General features: G+C 65.3%; 3 protein-coding genes. All 3 read right to left on the bottom strand.

Annotation, left to right across the window (positions count from 1 at the left end):
* The coding region (locus EN991_RS27075; RefSeq protein ID WP_164769392.1) for an ABC transporter permease at positions 1 to 833 on the bottom strand (833 nt) is incomplete at its 3' end.
* Complete coding sequence (locus tag EN991_RS27070) at positions 830 to 1,885, bottom strand: ABC transporter permease (protein WP_063169488.1); 1,056 nt, start codon at positions 1,883 to 1,885, stop codon at positions 830 to 832. The genes EN991_RS27075 and EN991_RS27070, both read right to left, overlap by 4 nt.
* A complete protein-coding gene (locus tag EN991_RS27065) occupies positions 1,885 to 3,396 on the bottom strand; it encodes an ABC transporter ATP-binding protein (RefSeq protein WP_013528956.1) in 1,512 nt (503 codons plus the stop codon). Before EN991_RS27065 ends, EN991_RS27070 begins: the two co-directional genes overlap by 1 nt.
* Between the last annotated feature and the right edge of the window lie 386 nt (positions 3,397 to 3,782).

Genomic DNA, 3,782 nt, shown 5'->3' with positions numbered 1-3,782 from the left:
TCGTAGGGGATGTGTCCGAGCCCGCTCGCCTGCATGCGCAGCTGCAAGGCATCGACGAAGGCGAACAGAAGTGCCGCACCCGCCGAGCGCCATGGATCCCAGCGACCGAAGACGACCAGCGCGATCGCCACCCAGCCGCGCCCGGAGACGACGCCGAAGGTGAAGGCGTTGAACTGCGCCATCGACAGGAAGGCGCCGGCCAGCCCCATCAGCGCGCCGCCGAGGACAACCGCCTGAAAGCGCGTGGCGATGACGCTGACACCGGCCGAATCGGCAGCACGCGGATTTTCACCGACCATGCGCACCGACAGGCCCCATGGCGTGCGGTAGAGTATGAAAGCGGCCAACGGAATGGCCAGGATCGCCATGTAGACCAGCGCGAACTGGTTGAACACCGCCGGCCCGAGCACCGGAATGTCGGACAGGATCGGGATCGGCAGCGTCTGAAAACCATTGATGTTGGGCGGCACAGACTGCTGGCCGAAGATCAGCCGGTAGAGGAAATAGGCAAGGCCCGACGAGAACAGCGTCACGCCGATGCCGCAGACATGCTGGCTGAGGCCGAGCACCACCGTGAACAACGCATGCAGCGCGCCCATCAGCATGCCGGTCAGCACCGCCGCCAGCACGCCGAGCCACAGGCTGCCGCTGAGGCTGGCAGCAGTGAAGCCTGTCATCGCCGACAAAAGCATGATGCCTTCGATGCCGAGATTGAGCACGCCGGCCCGTTCCGAGAACATTTCGCCCAGCGTTGCAAAAGCCAGCGGCGTGGCGATACGAATGATCGCGGCCAGAAAACCGACCTGGAAGATCTGTTCGAACACCGCGCTCATCGGGCAACCCCGACGCGGCGGATGCGATAGGCGGTGAACAGCAGCGCCACCAGCATGGCGAGCAGTGCAGTGCCCTGGATGACATCGCTGAGGAAGGCCGGCACGCCGGTCGCCCGCGACATCGCCTCGGCGCCGGTCATCACGGCGGCAAGGAAGATCGCCGCCGGCACGACGCCGAGCGGGTTGAGCCGCGCCAGCATGGCCACGACGATGCCGGAATAGCCGTAGCCCGGCGAGATGTCGCTCATCACCTGGAAATGCACGCCGCCGACCTCGCCGACGCCGGCCAGTCCGGCCAGCGCGCCGGACAGCAGCGCTGTCGAGATCAGCACGCGCTCGACATGGATGCCGCCATATCTGGCCGCTTCCGGGTTTTCGCCGGTGACCCTTATCCTGAAGCCGAGCGTGGTGCGCACGATCAGGAACCAGATCAGCGGTGCCGCCAGCAGCGCCACGATAACGCCGAGATGCAGCCTTGTACCTTCGATCAGCACAGGGAAATTGGCCGAATCCTCTATCGGCGGCGAGATCGGATAGCCGCTGAAGGAGTCCTTCCACGGTCCTTCGATCAGCGCCATCAGCGCGTAGTAGATGACCGAGTTGAGCAGCAGCGAACTGACGACATCGTCGACCTTGAATTTTACCCTGAGGGTCGCCGGCACCAGCGCGACCGCGGCCCCGGCCGCAGCGCCTGCGACCGCCATCAACACCATGGCGAGCGGTCCCGGCATCGGGATGGCGCCGACAAAGCAGCTGGCCACCGCGCCGGCCAGCAATTGACCCTCGGCGCCGATGTTCCAGAATTTTGCCCGGAAGGCGACCGCCACCGCCAGTCCGGTGAAGATCATCGGCGCGGCGCGCACCATCGTTTCGGTGATCGCATAGCTGTCGCCCAGCGAGGCCGTGAACATCACGCCATACGCATCGAGCACGCCGGCGCCGGCCAGCGCGATCAGGCCGCTGCACAGGACAAGCGTCGCGCCGATAGCCAGCAGCGGCAAAGCGAGGTTGAACCAGGCCGGCGTAGAGGTGCGGACTTCCAGGCGAAACATCAGCTGTGCCCCTCCGCCCCGGTCATCATCAGGCCGAGCTGTGCGATCGTTGCATCGGCGCTGTCGAGCGTGCCGACAATGCGGCCCTCATACATCACCGCGATGCGATCGCAGAGCACCAGCAGCTCTTCCAGATCCTCGCCGATGACGATGATGCCGCAGCCCTTGGCCCGCATGTCGAGGAACTTTTCGTGGATGAAACGCGCCGCGCCGATATCGAGCCCGCGCGTCGGTTGCGAGACGATCAGAACCTTCGGGTCGAAAGCGAGTTCGCGCGCCAGAAGGGCCTTCTGCAGATTGCCGCCGGACAGCGCGCCGGCGCGGGTCATCGGCCCGGGGCACCTGATATCATAGGCCTTGATCTGCTCTTCCGCGAAGGCGCGGATCGCATCCGGCTTGAGCAGACCCTTGCTGCTGAACGCGGCGGTGCCGATGCGCGGCAACACCATCGAATCCGCGAGCGGCAGGTTGGTAACCAGCCCCGTCGTCATACGGTCTTCCGGGATGCGGCCAAGACCGAGCGCCTGCACTTCGCGCGGCGAAAAGCGTGAGACTTTCTGGCCGGCGATCGTCATCCGGCCGGCGTCAGGTACGCGCACGCCGGAGATGACCTCCGCCAGCGCGCGCTGGCCATTGCCCGACACGCCGGCAATGCCGAGGATTTCGCCTGCACGCACGGCAAGCGACACGTCGCGCAGCGCCGTACCCGAATGACGCGAGGTGGAAATGCCATTGAGGGTGAGCACAGCGGCACCCGGCGTCGATGGTCCCCGCGCCGGCGGCACGATCTCATGGCCGCACATCAGTTGCGCCATTGCGGACGATGTCGTGTTGGCGGGATCGTCGACGCGGCCGGCGACGCGCCCATGCCGCAGCACTGTGCAGCGATGCGTCAGTGCCCGCACCTCGTTGAGCTTGTGCGAGATGAAAATGATGCCGAGCCCTTGCGCCGCCATCGACCGCAACGCCGAAAACAGCCCGTCGACCTCGCTCGGCGCCAGCACCGCCGTCGGCTCGTCGAGGATCAAGAGCCTGGCGCCGCGAAACAGTGCCTTGACGATTTCGAGCCGCTGCTGCTCGCCGACCGACAGCGCCGAGACCGGAAGATCGGGATCAAGCGTCAGCCCATGCTGGCGGCCGATCTCGGCCAGCCGCGCCAGCCCGCCGGCGCGGTCGATCCGCCCTGTCTTGCCGGGAATGCCTATCAGCAGGTTCTCCAGCACCGTCAGCCTTGGCGCCAGATGAAAATGCTGGTGCACCATGCCGATGCCGGCGGCTAGCGCATCGGCGGAACTTGTGATCCGCACCGGCCTGCCCTGGATGAGAATCTCGCCGGCGTCGGGCGCATAGGCGCCGAACAGCACGTTCATCAGCGTCGTCTTGCCGGCGCCGTTCTCGCCCAGCAACCCGAGGATTTCGCCGGGCGCGACGCTGAGATCAACGGCCTCGTTCGCCTTGACGGCGCCGAAGCTCTTGGTGATGCCGCGCATTTCGATGAGGGGGGCGGACAAGGGGGCTCCTGAACGGACGGGCTTTGCGATTCAACTTTGATTGAGAGGAATGCGCTGCACCCCCCTCTGGCCTGCCGGCAATCTCCCCCTTGAGGGGGAGATTGGATGTCATATCGGCTTTCGCCAATTTTCTTGAAAGAACAGCGCGTCGCCGAAACTGCTAATCTCCCTCCTTGAGGGGGAGATGTCCGGCAGGACAGAGGGGGGCGCCTAGCGCCAGCCCCTCGAACCAGAACTCAATCCGAAACCGGCGTGTTCTCGTCCACGTCGACGCGGAAATTGCCTTCGAGGATCTCGGCTTTCTTCTTTTCGACCAGCTCCTTCACATCAGCCGGCAGCGTCTTGTCGAACTTGTGGTAGGGCGCCAGATGCGAGCCGCCCTTGGC

This window comes from Mesorhizobium sp. M7A.F.Ca.US.005.03.2.1, from assembly GCF_003997795.1.
GTDB classification, from domain to species: domain Bacteria; phylum Pseudomonadota; class Alphaproteobacteria; order Rhizobiales; family Rhizobiaceae; genus Mesorhizobium; species Mesorhizobium ciceri.
This window is presented reverse-complemented; position numbering and strand designations above follow the sequence as displayed.

Coding starts and splice junctions, on each gene's coding strand:
- EN991_RS27070 (WP_063169488.1), bottom strand. CDS start 1,885: ATGTTTCGCCTGGAAGTCCGCACCTCTACGCCGGCCTGGTTCAACCTC.